The organism is Accumulibacter sp., from assembly GCF_036625195.1.
Taxonomy (GTDB): domain Bacteria; phylum Pseudomonadota; class Gammaproteobacteria; order Burkholderiales; family Rhodocyclaceae; genus Accumulibacter.
Map to the genome: position 1 here is coordinate 1777702 of NZ_JAZKUG010000001.1, position 17318 is coordinate 1795019.

General features: G+C 62.3%; 12 protein-coding genes and 1 pseudogene. 8 read left to right on the plus strand and 5 right to left on the minus strand.

Annotated elements, in window-relative coordinates; translation table 11 throughout:
• Window positions 1–10 precede the first annotated feature (10 nt).
• From V5B60_RS07625 to V5B60_RS07645, 5 genes and pseudogenes are all read right to left on the minus strand, one after another.
• Window positions 11–1420 carry an ATP-binding protein gene (locus V5B60_RS07625; protein ID WP_332346463.1) on the minus strand — a complete coding sequence of 470 codons (1410 nt, stop codon included), beginning with the start codon at window positions 1418–1420 and terminating at the stop codon, window positions 11–13.
• Between the two features lie 175 nt (window positions 1421–1595).
• Window positions 1596–4439, minus strand: a pseudogene (locus V5B60_RS07630) (site-specific DNA-methyltransferase).
• Between the two features lie 5 nt (window positions 4440–4444).
• Window positions 4445–5224, minus strand: a complete 780-nt coding sequence (locus tag V5B60_RS07635; RefSeq protein ID WP_332346464.1) for a Fic family protein — start codon at window positions 5222–5224, stop codon at window positions 4445–4447.
• A gap of 91 nt (window positions 5225–5315) precedes the next feature.
• Window positions 5316–8369: a BPTD_3080 family restriction endonuclease gene (locus V5B60_RS07640; protein WP_332346465.1), complete on the minus strand. Its 3054-nt coding sequence runs from the start codon at window positions 8367–8369 to the stop codon at window positions 5316–5318.
• Window positions 8370–8427: 58 nt separating this feature from the next.
• Complete coding sequence (locus V5B60_RS07645; protein WP_332346466.1) at window positions 8428–9474, minus strand: hypothetical protein; 1047 nt, start codon at window positions 9472–9474, stop codon at window positions 8428–8430.
• Between the two features lie 88 nt (window positions 9475–9562).
• On the opposite strand from V5B60_RS07645, the gene V5B60_RS07650 reads away from it, so the two are divergent.
• The 8 genes from V5B60_RS07650 (at window position 9563) to tnpC (ending at window position 17022) form a co-directional block, all read left to right on the plus strand.
• Window positions 9563–10588, plus strand: a complete 1026-nt coding sequence (locus tag V5B60_RS07650; RefSeq protein ID WP_332346467.1) for a hypothetical protein — start codon at window positions 9563–9565, stop codon at window positions 10586–10588.
• 60 nt (window positions 10589–10648) lie between these two features.
• The gene (locus tag V5B60_RS07655; RefSeq protein ID WP_332346468.1) at window positions 10649–11071 is read left to right on the plus strand and encodes a hypothetical protein; all 423 of its coding nucleotides are present in this window, start codon (window positions 10649–10651) and stop codon (window positions 11069–11071) included.
• Window positions 11072–11271: 200 nt separating this feature from the next.
• On the plus strand, window positions 11272–11523 hold the full coding sequence (locus V5B60_RS07660; RefSeq protein WP_332346469.1) for a helix-turn-helix transcriptional regulator: 252 nt from the start codon (window positions 11272–11274) through the stop codon (window positions 11521–11523).
• Between the two features lie 12 nt (window positions 11524–11535).
• Complete coding sequence (locus V5B60_RS07665) at window positions 11536–14130, plus strand: DNA-primase RepB domain-containing protein (protein ID WP_332346470.1); 2595 nt, start codon at window positions 11536–11538, stop codon at window positions 14128–14130.
• The gene (locus V5B60_RS07670) at window positions 14127–14516 is read left to right on the plus strand and encodes a hypothetical protein (protein WP_332346471.1); all 390 of its coding nucleotides are present in this window, start codon (window positions 14127–14129) and stop codon (window positions 14514–14516) included. The genes V5B60_RS07665 and V5B60_RS07670 overlap by 4 nt, the downstream gene beginning before the upstream one ends.
• 186 nt (window positions 14517–14702) lie before the next feature.
• Entirely contained in the window at window positions 14703–15023 is a 321-nt protein-coding gene (gene tnpA / locus V5B60_RS22170; RefSeq protein WP_434735308.1) for an IS66 family insertion sequence element accessory protein TnpA, read from the plus strand.
• The gene (tnpB, locus tag V5B60_RS07675; RefSeq protein WP_332346284.1) at window positions 15020–15373 is read left to right on the plus strand and encodes an IS66 family insertion sequence element accessory protein TnpB; all 354 of its coding nucleotides are present in this window, start codon (window positions 15020–15022) and stop codon (window positions 15371–15373) included. The genes tnpA and tnpB overlap by 4 nt, the downstream gene beginning before the upstream one ends.
• A gap of 80 nt (window positions 15374–15453) precedes the next feature.
• The gene (gene tnpC / locus V5B60_RS07680; RefSeq protein WP_332346285.1) at window positions 15454–17022 is read left to right on the plus strand and encodes an IS66 family transposase; all 1569 of its coding nucleotides are present in this window, start codon (window positions 15454–15456) and stop codon (window positions 17020–17022) included.
• Window positions 17023–17318: the final 296 nt, after the last annotated feature.

The following is a 17318-nucleotide window of genomic DNA, read 5'->3' on the forward strand; positions in this document are numbered from 1 at the left end:
CGTGCAGGGATTACAGCCCGGCCGTCAGGTCGACAAGGCTCTGCGGCAAGACGTCACGCTCGTGCAGTGCCGTCCTGACGTTCTCGCCAATGGCGGGTGCGATGGCCACATACTCGCTCGTCCACCCTTTGAACTTCGCATGCGCATCGAGGAACCGCCCGGCACTACGCTTCAGCGCATCGGCAGCGCCAGGCAGCCGGTCAGGATTACGCTTGCAGGTGCCGAAGCGAATTCGCTTCTCGTCTTCATTGACTGCCACCAGATCAATCTCGACATCGGAGCGATCCCAGTAGCCGCGAATCCGCTCGCTGAGCGCGAAGTCGCCAATTTCCAGACGGCTGCGCTCGGCGTAGAGTTGGCCCGCCAGATCTTCCAGGGCATATCCCTCGACGTCGGCCAAACGTCCATCGGCCTGGTCGATCAGCACCTCGACCGGCCTGAAGGCGACTGCTGAGACAGGCCGCTGCAACGCCGACAGCCAGGCACGCAGGAAATTGTCACGGATGTAATAGCGGCCGCTGCGGGCCCGCGCGGGCGAGAAGATCGGCAAGCGCCGCTCGATCATGCGGTAGCGTTCGGACAGGATTTTCAGATAGCCGCCCACCTGGCGTACCTCGCCGGGACCGGAAAGCTCGACCATGGTGGCTTCGATATCGGCGTTGGTGCAGCCCGGATGTCGGGCCAGGTACTGCAGCACCATGTCGTAACGCCCGCGCAGTTCGCGCAGAAACCAGTTGTCGGCTTCGTTACGCAAGGGCGACGAACTGGAGAAGAACAGGCTGCGCAGCAAAGGCCGGCGCTCCGCATTCAGCACACCCTGCTCGTAGGCATCGCGGTAAAACTTCGGCACCCCCTCGAACAGATTCCAGAGAAAAAGCAACCGTGCCGGATCGTCGTCGGCATGGACGCGCAGAATCTCCAGCACCGAGGCGATATCGAGATGTCCCAGTTCGATCGTGTCTGTGGTGCGGTTGAACAACGGGGCATCCCGGTCCTCGAGCACCGCCGTCATTTCCGCATGCAGCGAGCCGAGGACGATCAAGCCGCCGGCGACCTCCGCTGCACGCGCAGCGAGACGATCGACTTCGGCCTGCAGCAGCGAGCAGAAGTCAGCCAGTTGCTTGCGATGGAAATACTGAAACTCGTCGAGGGCGACGACGTAGCCGGCGCTTGCCAGCCGGCCGATCAGTTGTGCCAGCTCGCCCAGGCTGGAGACCCGCGCATCGATGCCGAAGGTTTCCAGATAGCCGTTGCAGGCGGCCACGACGCCGGCGGGGTCGGAATCCGGGATCTGGATGTAGAGGGTCTTGTCGATGCCGGCGTCGCGCAGCGCCTCCTGGATCAGCGCGGTCTTGCCGATTCGCCGCCGCCCTGAAATCTGCAGGAAAAACCACCGCCGCCGCTCCAGAATGCGCTGCATCTGTTGCAGTTCGGAGCGGCGGCCGTAAAACGACCAAGGAGCCATGTCAGTCATGTCAATCGGATTAGCCCGGCTAATATAAAAGTTTTTACCTTAACTGAAAAACGGCTGCAAGCTGTTGATTGACTGCGGCTAATCGCTACTCACAACAAGCCGCCGAGCACCTGCTGTGACGCTAGGCTCTGAAAACCTTCATCACTTCATCGCCCAGGTGGTTGATCACCTTCACCGCGATCCGCCCCGACTTCGGCTTCTCGAACGGACGCGAGGTGTCGCTGTTCAGGCTGGCCCAGGCTTCGGGGTCGATTTCCGCCTTGAGCGTCGTTTTCAATGCGCTTTAGGGGTCGTTGGCGCCAAGGAAGTAGGCGTGGCGGACGAAGAAGCTTTCCTGGTTGTAGTCGGTATCGATGAACCAGCAGGCGATGCCGTCGGTGCTGTCGCTGATGACTTCGCCAGTCTGCGGTTTGAAGACATCGACGCCGTTCACCTTGATGCACAGCTTGCCGTCGTCCTGCGGCAGCAGGCTGATGTCCGGCTCGCCGAAGATGACGAAGAGATTGCCCTTGCCGGTGTTCTTGAGGTCCGCAGCCATGTGCAGGTCGGCGTTCATGCGCGCCTTGAGCACCGGGATGCGCCCCAGCTTGCTGAACTCGGTGGCGTGCGCCTCGTAGTTGAAGGCGCAGGCGATCAGCGCGTCGAAGCCGGCTTCGCCGCACTCGCGGGCGGCTTCGACCAGGTCGCTGCGCTGCACGGTGCCGAACTCGGGGCCGATGAAGATTCCGGCACGTTTCTCGCGCACTTCACCTTCCTGGCCTTCGAGATAGCGTCCTTCGGCGCAGATCGCCCCTTCACCCGGCCATGGCGTCAGCGCGGTGAAGCTGATCCGGTCTTCCCGGTGCGCCTGCTGCACGCCGGCGGTCTTGAGGTTTTCCAGAATCAACTGCGCGAAGGACTGGCGGGCGGTGTATTCGGCGCGGTCTTGCTGGAAACCGTCGATCAGTTCGTCGTCCTCGTCGACGCCGATCATCCGGTGCGGCGAGAGGCTCTCGACGGTGAAGGGACCGGCGACGCGCACGCACTTTTTGTTCTCGTAGGGCCTGTCGTAGAGGGTCTCGAAATCCGCCTTGGCGGCGATCGAGGCGTCGATTTCCTTCTGCCGGGCGATGCGCGCCTGCCACCAGTCGGCGTGCAGCTTCTTCGCGGGGTCGGGCCAGGACTGGTCGGCTTCGCGCGGGATCTCCCACTCCTGCCAGGTTCTCTTGAGCGCGGCATTCAGCGATTCACGCAAGGGCTCCAGCTTCGCCTGCCACTGCTCCCAGATGACATCGATCTCGGCGTTGTTGGCGATCGACTTGAGCGTGATGTGCGGCACGCGCTCATAGACGAAGCCGTGGCGGATGTTGCCCTGCACCGGTTGCGTGCTCGGCGCGCTGCGGCTGACTTCAGCTTCCTTGATCTGGCCCTCGCGGGAGTCGGCGAGGAGGTAGAACGGATAGCGCGCGCCCATGATGCGGGCGCGGGCCAGCGCGAGTGCGACGCGCGAGGTGTCGATCGTGATCCAGCGACGGCCCCATTGCTCGGCGACGGTGGCGGTGGTGCCGGAACCGCAGGTGGGGTCGAGAACGAGGTCGCCGGGGTCGCTGGCCATCAGAATGCAGCGCTGTATCACCTTCGTCGCCGTCTGAACGACATATGTCTGCTCTTCCGTGAAACTGCCGGCCCCTCCATCGTTCCACATGTTCGACAGCGGCAATACAGGGTTATCTTGCATGAGGTACGCATACCGAAGGTTCTCGCCCACGCGGAATATCCTGCTCGCGGTGTTCAAACGCTTGAGGCCTTCATAGCCGACGCTCCACTGCCGATTCGAGGGTGGTTTGAAGGCCTTCCCGTGAAACGCAAACGCGTCCGACCTAGTCTTGCTCTCGTGTTGCGACGTAAGGGACACGCTTTGAGCAAGAAGACGATCTTCAGTATCCAGGCCAAGCTTCTTCGCCTGACTCTCAGTGACTACTGAACCATCAGCGTCCCAGAAGTACCGAAAGGAGGCCGACCCCTCGGATGGATCCCGAGAGGATAGGATTGGGCGGAATTTGCAGTTTGGTTTTACCTTCGCGAACCACACCAGGTAGTCACAAACTGTGGCTGGGGTTTTGTCGGTGAGGCTGCCGGTTTTCTTGAAAGAAATAACCGAGACGCAATTGTCCTCACCGAAGATTTCATCCAGGACTGCCCGGACGCGGTGGACATTCTCTTCGCCAATCTGCACGAAGATCGACCCCGATTCGGTCAGCAAATCCCGTGCCACGGTCAGCCGGTCGCGCAGGTAGGTCAGGTAGCTGTGAATCCCGTCGCGCCACGTATCCCGAAACGCCTTGACCTGCTCCGGCTCGCGCGTGATGTGACTCGCATTGCCATCCTTGACGTCATGGCTGGTGGTGGACCACTGGAAATTGCTGTTGAACTTGATTCCGTAAGGCGGATCGAGGTAGATGCACTGCACCTTGCCGCGCAGGCCCTCGCGCTCGGAGAGGCTGGCCATGACCTGCAGCGAATCGCCGAGGATCATGCGGTTGCTCCAGTTCTGGTCGTGCTGGTAGAAATCGGTCTTGTTGGCGCCCTTGGGGATGCCGTTGAAATCGGCGAAGAGATCGGGCGTGATCTGCCCAGCCTCGTGCTGGCGCTCCTTGGTGCTGCGCAGCAGGTCGTCGATCAGCACCTTCGGGTGCACCTTTTCCTGGATGTAGAGCGGTGGCGCGGAGACGACGAGGTCGCTCCAGTCCTGCTCGTCCTTGCCGCGCCAGACCAGCTGCGGGTCGAGGTCGCGATTTCTGGCCGACTTCTCCTCACCCAGTTCGGCTGCGTCGGGGCGCGGGTAGCGGATCTGCTTCGGCTGCTGCTGCTCGGTCGGCAGCACTGCCTGGTATTCGGCGGTCGGGATGTTCCTGCGCCGGGCCTCGTCGTGGGTGAGGGTTTCGACCAACTTGCCCGGGGTGCCGACAGATGTTCGCTTGGCCATACTGCTCATGCCCTTTCGTCCGGCTGGTTTTCGCCGGTGAGAATGCCGTAGAGCGGCAGGTTGACGTAGTAGTTGCTGCGCCCGATCTTGCGCTTGACCAGGAAGCCGCCGTCGACCAGTCTGTCGAGGTACTTGGTGGCCGTGAGGCGCCAGACCTTGAGGTCGCGTTCGATGAACTCGATCCGGGTGCAGGGGTAGGAGAAGAGATTGTTGATCAGGTCCTGGCTGTAGAAGCGGTAGTCGGCGCGAATACGGTGCTTGTAGTCCATCAGTTGGGCCTTGATGGCCCGGATGGTGGCGATGGCGTCGGCGGCGGTGTGCTCGACGGCAAGCAGCAGGTAGCGCACCCAGTCTTCCCAGTTGCCGCTGTCGCGTACATCCTGCAGTAGCCGGTAGTAATCGCCTTTCGTACGTACGATGTGGCGGCTGAGGTAGAGCACGGGAACGTCGAGCAGCCCCTGCTTCACCAGGTTCACGGCCTCGTAGCCGACACGAAGGGACTTGCGGTAACGCGCGACTTCCTTGGTCGCCGCACTGGCGGCTGCGTCGGGGAAGGCCAGCTCACGAAACAGTTCGTCCTGAGTGGTGATGATATTCTCGATCTCGGAGCTGTCCTTGGCCTCCTGGAGGCCGAGGGTGCTGATCAGGATGCCCTGGTTGGGCATCGAACCCGCCACACCCTTCAGTTCGGCGAGACTCCGACTCGCGGCGTTGAGCTGCTTGAGGATATCCGGCCGGTCAAGGCGCTCGGGGCGGAGGGCGGTGAGCGATGGGATATCAGTCATTTCTTTGCATGTCGCGGATGACGTGTATAGAAAAGTGGGACTATCCATACATGTCTGCCGGCGCGGTCAAAGACGCGTTGTCCCGGTGGGCTCATGCCTGCACCGCCCCATCGATCATTCTGGCGAACTCGCCCTCGACCCTGACCCTGAAATCGGACTCGATCTGGTACACCTCGCAGAACTCGGCGAACGCCCAGCGGCCATAGCTGCCGAGATGGTTCACGCCGGGCACCCAGTAGGTATCCATGGTCGATTTCTTCTCCTTCGCGTCGTCGCGCCGGTAGCCCTTGATCTCGACCACCAGGTGCAAGAGGTCATCGGGGCCGTGGCCATCATCGACCAGCACGATGAAGTCGGGCCGGTACTTGCGCGTCTCGGAGCCGTAGCGATAGGGGACTTCCAGGCCGAGGTTGTGGTTCTTCACATAGGCGCGGACGCTGGGGTGCGACTCGGCAACGCGGCAGAATTCGCCTTCCCAGTCGCTGTCGAGGATCACCCAGTTGATGTGGCAGGATTGCGAACTCGTCTGCCAGCGGTCGGTCTTCGAGGTGTTGAAGCGGACGTGACTGGTCGATCCGGTGGGATTGTAGGGGTCGAGCAGCGCCTTGATCGGACGCTCGCCGAGGAACTGCCGGGTGATCGCCGCCGTGATCCGGTTGCAGGCCATGTCGGCGAGTTCCTGGTACATCAGCAGCGCCGGGTAGGTGTCGCCCCTGCAGACCAGGCAGGTGTCGAGCCATTGCCGGGTGATGCGCTTGAGCTGGCCGAAGAGGTAGAGCCTGGGCTCCTCGCCGGGGTCGCGCCACTTGGTGTACAGCAGCCGCTGGGTCACCTGGAAAACGAGCGTCGAGGGGCGCATGTCGCCGAGGTGCTGCAGGCTCATGTCCACGCCTTCGCCGATGATTCCGGAGTTGCGGGTAATCGACGGGCCAACCAGGTCGGGGCTGAGTTCCAGGATCGATTCGTCGTTGAAGTCGGCGGCCAGCCGTTCCTCGGGCAGCTCGACGCGATAGCCTTCAACCCGGGGAAAGCGGATTTCGAGCGCGTCGCGCTCGGGGCGAACGGCCTTGACCTGTACCGTCTCGCGTGGCGGCTGCGGCGGCGCAATCACCGGCTTGGCGGTGAAGTCGAAGGGGATGCCGAAGACGTCGGCGTACTCGACGTTGAACAGTCCTTCCTCGTTCAACTCGTAGGACTGGCGGCGCAGCGCGCGGCCGATGACCTGCTCGCAGAGCAACTGGGTGCCGAAGGCGCGGATGCCGAGCACATGGGTGACGGTATTGGCGTCCCAACCTTCGGTGAGCATCGACACCGAGACGACGCAGCGGATGGCGCCGCCAAGCTGCTCGGGCTTGCCGACGGTGTTCATGACTTCGCGCAGCAACTCCTGATCGCCGATGTGGTCTCCGGAACGGGCATCGCCGGAGCGCTCGACGATCTCGCGGCGAAAACGTTCGATCTCGTCCGCCGCCATGCTGCGGAAGTTGTCGTCGAGGGCATCGCCGGCTTCGAGCTGCTCGCTGTCGATCAGCAGCGTGTTCGGGCGGGGCAGCGGGTTGCCGGTGGTTTCGTCGAAATTGCGAAATAGCGCTAGACGCCCATTCTCCAGCGTCGTCGTGCCGTCATCATTCCTGCGCTGGAAGCCGGAGACGAAATCGTAAACCAGCTTGGAGATGGCGGTGTTCTGGCAAACGACGATGAAACAGGGCGGTACCTTGATGCCCTTTTCCGCCCACAGCCTGAAGGTCTTCTCGTAGTGGCCATAGAGTGCCTGCAGAGCCGTCTGCAAGCGGGTTGGGAGTTTGAGCGGATCGAGGTCTTCGCTCTGACCACGGCCCTTCCTGGGCATGTCCTTGCTGATGTTCTCCCAGAGGTTGCGGAACATCGGCATTTCGTTGCCGGGAATGTTCTCGGCCACCGGCACGCGCGGGAGCTTGACGATGCCGCATTCGATGGCGTCCATCAGCGAAAAGTCGCTCAACGTCCACGGGAACAGCGTGCCCTCGGCGTAACCCGAGCCGCGCAGGAAGAAGGGCGTCGCCGACAGGTCGATGACGCAGGTCGTCCCGAGCTTGCGGTTGACGGCTTCCAGGCCGGAAATCCAGAGACGGGCCGCTTCGTTGTTTTTCTCGGCCTCCTTGCGGTCGTCGCCCTTCAGGTCCTCGTCATCGGCGTCTTGCGGTTTTTCACGGTAGCAGTGGTGCGCCTCGTCGTTGATGACGAGGATGTTCTTCATGCCCATCAGGTCGGGCATCACCCGCTGCAGCATCTGGCCTTCGCTTTCGAGCGTGCGGAGTTCATCGCCCGTGCGCCCCCGCAGGAGTTGCCGTCCACCCTTGGAAATCTCGATCCGCTCGCGCAGCTTGAAGGCGTGATAGTTGGTGATGACGATCTTGGCGCGGCTCATGTCGTCGAGCAGGTCGCCCGGCAGCAGTTCGCGGTCCCTGTAATAGCTGTCGGGGTCGTTTGGCTGCAGGACGCGCAGGCGATCCTTGATCGTCAGGCCGGGCGCGCAGATCAGGAAGCCGCGGGTGAAGCTCTTGCTGCCCGGCCGGCGCACCGCGTTGATCGTCTGCCAGGCGATGAGCATGGCCATCACCGTCGTCTTGCCGGCGCCAGTGGCGAGTTTCAGGGCGAGGCGCAGCAGCCCGGGATTGGCGTCCCGGTTCGCCGCAGCGACGTGGTCGAGAACGCGCTTGCCGTGCCTGGATTGCGGCGCAACCTCGGTGAGCCAGATCGCGGTCTCGACGGCTTCTACTTGGCAGAAGAACGGTTGGATACCGCTGAACCGATGATGACGCCAGTGCTGCACCAGGCGGGCGGTCTCCGGTGTCACCTGCCACTGATTGGCGTTGGGCAGGGAACGCCAGGAATCCACATGCCCGCGCACTTCGTTGATGATCGAGGTGGGGTCGTACTGCTGCTCCTGGGTTGACAGTCCCTTGCCGTCATCGAAGACGAAGGTCTGCTGCTTGGGAGGACTCGTTCGTTTCCTGGGCTTCGGGATCGGGGTGATGAACTGCGCCCGGCGGCGGGTTTCGACAACCCTCTCCGTGGGCTGCCCGTCTTCGCTGAGTTCCCAGTGCCGCGCCGGCCGTTCGTAGGGGGAGTTAAGAATCGGGTGGTCGAAGAAGGGGTTGGACATGGTCGGGTTCAGTCGCTTTGCTTGTTCTTGTTGCCCCAGGCCGGCTGCTCGTGTCTTGCTACATCATCAAGCCTCGGGTTCCTTCTCGGGTGGGGCCGGTAGCCACCGCCCGGTTTGCCGTCGAATTTCCCGGGCACCGATATTGGCAATGGTCCACGTCCACTTCCGTATCTGTACCGTCGCATTCAGCCCATTGGCTGCGATCACGGAAACTGTCCAGTCCCGATGTGCTTCCTCGCCTGACTGAACCACAGACTCGCCACTCCGCCAATGTACCGTAACATCCGGCATAATCCAAAACAACAAGGGCTGGAGCTATGGCATGAGCCTGTGCGCATCGTCGACGATCAGCAGGTTCCAGAGCAACTGCGCCCACCAGTGGGCATGCGTTGTGCCGCAGTTGGCGATGAACTGCTCCAGGACGTCGGGTCGGAGCAGTCAGTGGCAGAACGTGATGATTCGGGGCAACGCGCGCCAAGGGTTGGCCTCCAGGCCCATGCCCTTCCGCAGCTTGTGGATAGCCGCCTTGCTGACAATTACCAAGGCGAGGGGAAAACTTGCTTTCCGTTGCCTCCCGCCAATGGGTGCGCAGCGAGGGCTGCGTGAGGACCAGAACGCGCCTGATGCGGCGCTTACGCACGAGTGCGGCCAGGATCAAGCTGATCTCGATCGAGTCGCCTCGGCCGACGTCGTCGGCGATCAGCAGGTTGACCCGCGGCATCGCCAAAGCGCGAACCACCGGGTCGAGCTGGTATTCGTCGATCTCGATGCCGCTGCGAAAGGGGGACTGGAGGGCCTTGTCGTCGGCTTGGGAGACAGCGCCCCAGCGCACGGCATCAAGGAACGCCTGAAGGCGTTTCGGCACGTCGAAGCTATCCGGGCCAGGCAGGGTGGATTTTTCGTGAACCGCGGTGCCGGGTTCCATCTCCCAGATGACTTGAAGCTCCTCGCCAAGGCCATCGTCCTCGACAGAGGAAAGCCTGACGAGATGGCTTGGCCGGCTCGCATTTCCGCCCAAACCGGGTAGAGACGGGATGATCTCGGTGACCACAAAAGGCCGCTTGCGAACGATTGCGAGCTGGCCAACTTCCGGTGCCGTCTGCATTCCCTTCCCCCACAATTGGTACCATCCCATCTCGCGTGCGACTGTACCGTAACAGCCTGCAGAATCCAAATGAGGTGAGATCGGATCAATGAAAACTGACTATTCCTGCTTCCTCCATGCCGGCGAGGACGGGCACATCTGGTGGCGGCTTGAGGACGCGATCAAGCTTGGTGCAGGCTACATCCCGGTCAAGAATGACGATCACAATCTCGTGCCGGTCCTTCGACCCCCGAACCAGCGGGTCCGCGTGAACGAGAGAACGCTGGTCGGCGCGTTCAGTGATGAGCGGCTCGCGATTGTTCGACCGAAGGTCCTGGATCGCGATGGCAGCCGTCTAGTCGATGCCAGCGATTTTCTTGGATGGCTGTCCCAGTACGTGGCGCAAACCCAGGCGGAGATACCATTTCCCAACGACCTCGTTCGTGCCGTCCGACGTGCTGCAGGTGCAGCGGTCAAAAAGGAGGAGGTCCCGCCGAGCTTCGACAGCCTGACGGCGGCGCTCAGCGGATGGTTCGACAAGGGGCTGAGTGATCTGCCCCCGAGCTTGTCAGACCGCGTACGAGAAGACTTGTGGCCTCTGCCATGGGATCGTCTATCGGTGGAGCAGAGGGAAGACGCGGCGAAGCAGTGGGACTACCAGAACGACCCAGCCACGGAGGCGGAGCGCCAAGCCGGGTTGGACTTGGTTGCCCGGAGGTGGGAAGTCGAAGCCAAGATACGAGAGTGGGAGCGCGTCGGCGCTGGCACGGCAGGGGACCTGGCTACGAAAGAGGCGCGACTGGCCGAACTGAGGGAAGAGATTACGACGATCGATCTGGCGGAGAAGCGCATGGTCGGCAGTGAACGGGGTGGAAAAGTGAGGCGAGGCGATCTTCCAGACGAGCACGTGAGCAAAGATGAGGATTTCGAGTACATCGCGTACCCGCGGGCCATGAAGCGACTGCGCGAGCGATTGGGCGCCACGCCGGAGGAAGTCGCCGCGTGGCTGTCCTGGGGCGAGACGCCGGGCGGTCTGGTCGCGTATACCAATGCGAACGAGCTGGATCCACCACCGAAGTTTGGATTCAGCGACACGGAGGGCGACGACTACGTATCCCCGTTGATGGCATGCTGATTTCGGCGCGGCGACATTGAAGCGTTTGAGCCCGATGAGCGCTACATCACCGGCAAGGCATTGATTGAACGATGGGGCCAGCATCCGGACATCGACCCCAGGGCCTTCGTGCTGGCGAAGATCCGGGAGTCACGCTTGCTCGACCTGCACCCCGGTTGGGGGCGAACGCGGCCGACCTGGCTCGGGCAGGAATCCCTTGATCCTTTGGAGAGTGGTTTGTTCGCGCTCTCGTACGTGAAGAAGATCGAAGCGGAGGATTTTGGACTCGATCGACTCGACAAGCCACCTGTGCCTGATGCCAAGCCTGCAGGCCACCTGAACCATGACCCCGAGCTGCAACGGAAAGCAAATGCGATTGCTCAGGGTATGCTGAAGAAGCATAGCAAAAGTTACGTTACGCGGGACAGGGTGGCAGCCGCGCTTGCCAAGGAGGAGAGCATGACCTTGGGGACCGTTGCGCGGCGGATACGCAAGGAGTGGTGATTGTCATGATGGCTGCCTGACTGCCTTTATTGCCCATCTAAACGATTGTTTTTCAACACTTAAGGCGGCGGCCTTCGGCTTCCGCCTGTTTTTTTGCCCGCGCAGAATGCTTGCCAGGTGATCCGCTGCAATCCTCAATTGCGCGGACAAGGCCACCTAGCAACGCGGAGCACCCGGCCTTGTTCGTAAGGAAATAGAACATGGCTGAGCAACTCAGATCCTTTCTCCGTCTCAAGCAAGTCAAGGCCGTCACCGGCATGTCTCGTAGCTGGATTTACGAGGCAATCCGCCGAGGCGAGTTCCCCGCGTCGATTCCATTGGGCGCGCGAGCCGTCGCGTGGGATTCTGCGTCTATCGCGCATTGGCAGGCAGGGCGCATCGCCGGCAAGTCGAATGCCGAAAGCCGTGAACCGGTCGCAAAGCTCGCAGCCACCAGCAAAGCGGCCTCTTGAGGAGAAGCGGCCATGGCTCCCAATGTGCTGACAGATTCCATGGGCGAACCGATGGAAGCCGGTAAAGGCGGCGAAGGCGGTGTCTTGCGGATAGACAATGCTGAGTTTGTGGCGGCGGTGTTTCCTCTCCTGCCCGAAGGCGCCTTCGCGGCGGCGTGCTCGAAGAGCGGCGACCCCGGTCTGGGCGGATGGCCAGCCAGTCGTGCCGATCAGGTGGCCAGCAGCCTTTCTGCCGCAAACAACAACTACATCGCTTGTGCGAGCTTCTATCCCGGCGACGACGGCTCTTTCAAGGCGCGCAAGGCGCAGTTTGCCGCTTGCCACTTCTTGATGCTCGATGACTTGGGCACCAAGGTGCCGCTGGAGCGGCTGGCCGGTTTTGACTTGTCCTGGCTGATCGAGACCAGCCCCGGTAACCATCAGGGTGGGATCATCCTCAACGAACCGATGACCGATGGTGCGGCTGCCGTGCGACTGCTCAACGCGATGATCGACTCGGGGCTGTGCGATGCGGGCGCGACTGGACCATTGAGTCGGTGGGCGCGGCTGCCGGTGGCGATCAATGGCAAACCCAAATATGTCGACCAACGCAGAGCGCCCTTTCAATGTCGCCTGCTCGAATGGCGCCCAGACGCCCGCTACAAGCCACAAGATATTGTGGATCGTCTGCAACTGGAACTTGCTCCCGCCGGACGACCGAAGCAGACTACCAGAGCCTCCGCACGAGTTGCCCAGGCAGCCAATATCTCGCACAGCATCGGCAATGAAGCCGACGATGTACTGACACCCAAGGGGGCGGAGAACCCCGTTGTCGCCGCGCTGAAGGCGAGAGGGTTGTACAAGACGCCACTGGGTTCAGGCAAACACGACATCACTTGTCCGTGGGCTCAGGAGCATAGCGACGGACTGGATACCGGTGCTGCCTATTTCGAGCCAGACGAGCTTCACCCGTTAGGTGGGTTCTGCTGCCAGCACTCGCATCGCGAGAAGTTCCACATCCGGCAGTTGCTCGAATTCCTGGGTGTTGGCAATGCCGAGGCACGGCATAAACCGCTGATTCGCGTGGTCGCTGGCGATCTACACCGCGTCGTCGATGCGGCTGAAAAAGAGTTGGCAGACGGCGGGCGGCACTATCAGGCCGGCGGTTTGATTGTGTCAGTCTCGACCGATCCGGCCAGCGGTGATCCGTCGATTGTGCCAACCAGCGCACCGGCACTGACGCGGGAACTGTCAGTCGCGGCGACCTGGGAGAAATTCGACGGACGGGCGAAAGACTGGGTACGCTGCGATCCGCCGGCGCGGCATGTGGCCGTTCTCTATGACGCGCAGCAGTTTCGCTATCTGCCACCACTGGCAGGCGTGGCGCGACAACCGTACTTCCGCGAGTCGGATGGCGAACTGATCACGCAGGCCGGTTACGACAAGACCGCGCAGCGTTTCGGCGTGTTCGATTCACGGCAATTCGTCATACCCGACCCGACACCGGACGCAGCGCGGGCGGCACTGGTCTTGCTGGAAGACCTGCTCACCGAGTTTCATTTTGTCGCTGCCACCGACAAGGCAGCTGCACTTTCGGCGATCTTCACCGCCGTGGTACGCCCGTCGCTGTCTCATGCGCCGGGGTTCCACGCTCGTGCGCCGGTATTCGCCAGCGGCAAGACCTATCTGTGTGAGCTGATTGGCGCCTTCGCCGGACCGGCCGGCAATGCGAAGGTGAGCTATCCGACGACCTCAGAGGAAGCCACCAAGGTGATTCTGTCCTTGTTGCTGACCAGCCCGGCGGTCATCGAGTTTGACGACATGGATACTGACTGGATACCGCATGGCACCATCAAGCGGGTGCTGACAGCGGAGCAGATCACCGACCGGATTCTGGGCGTGAGCAAGACGGCGACGGTGAGCACGCGCACCCTGTTTCTGGGCTCTGGAAATAACGTCGGCCCGATACGCGATCTGCTGCGGCGTGTGCTGACAATCCATGTCGACCCGCGCTGTCCGAACCCGGCGACGATACCCTACAAGGGCTTTCCGGTCGACAAGGTGCGAAGCCGCCGTGAGGCCTATGTGGCGGCGGTACTGACTATCATCCAGGCATGGCGCAAGGCTGGAATGCCCCGCGCGGCGGCCGACAGTATTGTCACATTCGGTGGCGCGTGGTCGGACTATTGCCGGTATCCGTTGATGTGGCTGGGGCAGCCTGACCCGGCTACGTCGCTGCTGGAGCAGGTCCGGCATGACCCCGACGCGGATTCACTCGCAGGGTTGTTGACCGAGTGGCACCGTGCATTCGGGTCGACACCGACCACGGTGCGCAAGGCTGTTGAGATGGCTGAGTGGGGGCACTCCGACCTTCTCGATGCGATGCGGGAGTTTCCCGTTGAAGAAGGACACGGGATCAACCGCTCGAAGCTTGGCTGGCTGCTGAAGAAGAATGCGAACCGGATCGTCGGCGGCCTTGAGTTCCAGAAATCGGAAGCTGATGGGAGAACGGCGTGGCGGGTCGTTGCGGTGAATCCACCCCCTTTGACGCCTTCACCGCCTTTCGCCAGGGCAGTTGCAAAAACTGTCACGCCAACAGCGGAAACATTAGTCGAGGTAGAAATATGAGCCCCGCCGAGATCATCGAACGGGCCACCGAGGAAGGTGTGCTGCTCGCACTCTCACCCTCGGGCAGCATTTCCGCTACGCTCCACGAAGGCGTCACCCCGCGCAAGGGACCAAACAAAGACAACGTCAAAAGCAAAACCGACTCTACCCGGCACCGCTGCAACCTAAGGACAAATGAGTTAAAACGATCTCGTTTCACCGGCCAAGATAGTTGTCGTCCACCGGCCAAGATAATTGACGCCGCCCACACCGACCCGGACATCGTCGCCATCGGCATCCGGAACGTCGCCACCCTCGAGATGAACATTCCGCAGGCGTACTACGACGCCTGTGCGCTGCTTGAGTTGATTGAAAAACACACAGGAGACGAACATGCCAACGCTTGAACACGACTCGATAGGTCTGACCTGCGTGGTGACCGAAAACGAAACGCCACCGGCCAGTTACGAGGCGGTGCGTTTCAACGCCATGAAGCACGGGATTCTCTCGAAGCTGGGTAAGCGTCCATCCCGACCACCTGTAAAACCCGCGAGAAGTGGAGCAACCTCCAGGTTTTTTTTCAGGAGGAAGAGATGGACAAGGCAGGGGAACGAGAAGCGCGGTGGCGGGGGCATGTGGACGCCTGGCGGGCGAGCGGCGGCAGCCAGAAGGCGTACTGTGAGCGGCACGGGCTGAGCAGCCATTCGCTCAGTTACTGGCACCTGCGCTTGGCGAAGGGTCGAGGATCGAGCGGAGCGAGAGGCCCACTGACCCTGGTTCCTGCAGTGAGGGTTGCCAATGCCGTGGCCTCAACGCCGAGCCTGTCGCTCCACAGCCCCCAGGGCTGGCGACTCGACTTTGCCGCGTTGCCACCGGCTGGGTGGTTGACGGCCCTGTGGGGAGAGCGCGCATGAACGCGCCGCTCGGGGCGGTGCCCGAGCGCATCTGGCTGGCCGTCGAAGCGGTAGACATGCGCCTGGGCATTGATGGCCTGTCAGCCCGCATCCAGGCCAGTCTTGGGCGCAGCCCCTGTGACGGCACCGCCTACGCCTTTACCAACCGGCGCCGCAGCCGGCTTAAACTGCTGGTCTGGGACGGCACCGGCGTCTGGCTGTCGCAACGGCGGTTGCACCGTGGCTCCTTCACCTGGCCGAGCGCCAGCGACCCGGTCTTCGCCCTCACCACGGCGCAGTGGCGTTGGCTGATCGCCGGCGTAGACTGGCAACGCCGGGACGCGCCCGCACCCGCCAGCTGGCACGTATAAGGGCGCACTGTATTTTGCACAAAGCACGCAAAATCCGTGTCTTAGACGTCCTTCTGAGCATCTTGATGGTATAATTCACCATGGATTTAGCGAGCGAACTTGCCTCCTTCTCACCCTCGCCAGAACTGGTTTTCTGGGCCGAGAATCGGCTCGGTGGACTGCTCGAACAGGTCAAGACCAACGCCACGGAGATTCGCTGGCGCGATGCCAAGATCGAGAAGCTGACCCTCGAACTGGCCTATTTGCGGCGGATGAAGTTCGGCGTCAAGAGCGAGTCCCTGGCCGCCGGCGAACGGGACCTCTTCGACGAAACGCTCGCTGCCGACCTGGCCGCCTGCGAAGCCCGCCTGGCCGAACGGCGCCAGGCGGCCGAAATGGGGCCGCATCAGCTGCCCGCCGAGAAACCGAAACGCGACCGCGCCGGCCGTCAGCCCCTGCCCGAGGAACTGCCGCGTGTCGAGCACCTGCACGAGCCGGAAACCTGCACCTGTGGGCAATGTGGTCAGGCCCTGGTGCGGATCGGCGAGGACGTGACCGAGAAGCTCAGCATCGTCCCTGCCGAGTTCTTCGTCGAGCGCCACATCTATCCCAAGTACGCCTGCCGGCCCTGCGAAACCCTCACCGCCGCACCGGCTGTGGCTTCGGTCATCGACGGCGGTCTGGCGACACCGGCCTTGCTGGCCTGGGTGATGGTCAGCAAGTACGCCGATCATCTGCCCCTCTACCGTCTTGAACGGCAGGCCGCCCGCTCGGGGGTGACCCTGTCGCGTTCGACGCTGGCCGACTGGGTCGGCCGCATCGGCGTCGCCCTGGAACCGCTCTGGCTGCGTCTCGCCGAACTGCTGCGCCAGGGGACGGTGCTGCATGCCGATGAAACCCCGGTGCAGCAACTCGATCCGGGCAATGGCAAGACCAAGCGGGCCTATCTCTGGGCTTATCGCAGCAATGCCTTGGCCAGCGATCCGCCGATCGTCGTCTTCGACTACCAGCCCGGCCGGGGTGGGAAGTATGTGGCGGAGTTCCTCGCGGACTGGCAAGGTGCGCTGATGGTCGATGAGTTCGCCGGCTACCAGGCGCTGTTTCGTGGCGAGGTGATCGAACTCGCCTGTCTGGCCCATGCCCGGCGGAAGTTCTTCGACCTCCATCAGGCGAATCGCAGTCCCCTTGCCGCGGAGGCCCTGCGCCGCATCGGCGAGCTGTATGCCATCGAGGACGCGGCGAAAGGGAAGGCGGTCGAGGAACGCGCCCGACGACGAAAGGAAACCAGTCAGCCGCTGCTCGAAGCCCTGCACCTGTGGCTCCAGAACACTCGCCGATCGGTGGCCGACGGCGGTGCCCTGGCCAAGGCGATCGACTACAGTCTGCGGCGCTGGCCGGCATTGGCCCGGTACGCCACGAACGGTTTCTACCCGATCGACAACAACCCGGTCGAGAATGCCATTCGCCCGATCGCCATCGGGAAGAAGAATTGGCTGTTCGCCGGTTCCGAGGCGGCAGGCCAACGCGCCGCGGCGATTCAATCGCTGCTCGAAACCGCCCGCCTGAACGGCATCGAGCCGATGGCCTGGCTGACCGACACCCTGGACAAACTCCCCTCCTGGCCGAACAGCCGCATCGACGAGTTGCTGCCGCTCAAAAAGCCAGTGTGATCCCGCGCGCCCAGGGGTGGGTGCGCTGAACGCTTACGAAGCTGGTGGTACTGGCCCACGAAGACCAGGCGGAGTTTGACGACCTTTTGGCGGCGCTGATCGACGAACACCGGCCGGCTGGTATCACTGAGCGGCATCTGATCGAGGAGCTTGCCACGATAATCTGGCGCAAGCGGCGGGTACTGCAGGCCGAAGGCGCAAGGATCAACGAAGGTCTGAAAAGCACCTTGAGCAGCCCGAAAACAGTGATACCTGCGGCTGCACCTTTCCAATCGGACCTGTCGGGTGACCATGTC

Excerpts from the sequence above, each read along its gene's own strand:
- V5B60_RS07665 (WP_332346470.1), top strand. The coding sequence starts at position 11,536 with ATGGCTCCCAATGTGCTGACAGATTCCATGGGCGAACCGATGGAAGCC.
- V5B60_RS07645 (WP_332346466.1), bottom strand. The coding sequence starts at position 9,474 with ATGCAGACGGCACCGGAAGTTGGCCAGCTCGCAATCGTTCGCAAGCGG.
- V5B60_RS07635 (WP_332346464.1), bottom strand. The coding sequence starts at position 5,224 with ATGACTGATATCCCATCGCTCACCGCCCTCCGCCCCGAGCGCCTTGAC.
- V5B60_RS07660 (WP_332346469.1), top strand. The coding sequence starts at position 11,272 with ATGGCTGAGCAACTCAGATCCTTTCTCCGTCTCAAGCAAGTCAAGGCC.
- tnpC (WP_332346285.1), top strand. The coding sequence starts at position 15,454 with ATGGATTTAGCGAGCGAACTTGCCTCCTTCTCACCCTCGCCAGAACTG.
- tnpA (WP_434735308.1), top strand. The coding sequence starts at position 14,703 with ATGGACAAGGCAGGGGAACGAGAAGCGCGGTGGCGGGGGCATGTGGAC.
- V5B60_RS07670 (WP_332346471.1), top strand. The coding sequence starts at position 14,127 with ATGAGCCCCGCCGAGATCATCGAACGGGCCACCGAGGAAGGTGTGCTG.
- tnpB (WP_332346284.1), top strand. The coding sequence starts at position 15,020 with ATGAACGCGCCGCTCGGGGCGGTGCCCGAGCGCATCTGGCTGGCCGTC.
- V5B60_RS07650 (WP_332346467.1), top strand. The coding sequence starts at position 9,563 with ATGAAAACTGACTATTCCTGCTTCCTCCATGCCGGCGAGGACGGGCAC.
- V5B60_RS07640 (WP_332346465.1), bottom strand. The coding sequence starts at position 8,369 with ATGTCCAACCCCTTCTTCGACCACCCGATTCTTAACTCCCCCTACGAA.
- V5B60_RS07625 (WP_332346463.1), bottom strand. The coding sequence starts at position 1,420 with ATGCAGCGCATTCTGGAGCGGCGGCGGTGGTTTTTCCTGCAGATTTCA.